The organism is Staphylococcus pasteuri (assembly GCF_030547725.1).
GTDB classification, from domain to species: Bacteria; Bacillota; Bacilli; order Staphylococcales; family Staphylococcaceae; genus Staphylococcus; species Staphylococcus pasteuri.
Genome location: NZ_JAUOQO010000504.1, coordinates 1 through 259 on the forward strand (window position 1 = coordinate 1; position 259 = coordinate 259).

General features: G+C 46.3%; 1 protein-coding gene. It reads left to right on the plus strand.

The window, feature by feature from the left end; translation table 11 throughout:
- Window positions 1–45: 45 nt before the first annotated feature.
- The coding region (locus tag Q4528_RS14510) for a hypothetical protein (RefSeq protein ID WP_303522349.1) at window positions 46–259 on the plus strand (214 nt) is incomplete at its 3' end.

Here is a 259-nt window from a genome sequence, read left to right on the forward strand (position 1 = left end):
CTGTTTCACTGCTTACGCTTTTATTCACGCCAGCAAGAGGTCGCGGTGCTAACACGCAAATTTATTGCGATACACACCGAGAGTAATGTGCATGAATTTTCTGAACAAAAGCGCGTATGGGCGCTTTGTTCTAGCGAAGCAGAATCTGGCTATGTCTTGCTGCATACTCATAATCAAACCCAATTGCAGCTCAACAACTCTGTGTACTATCAACAGCAAGCTTCCACCATGCTGCCAAGCCTTAGCGATAGCCCTATCG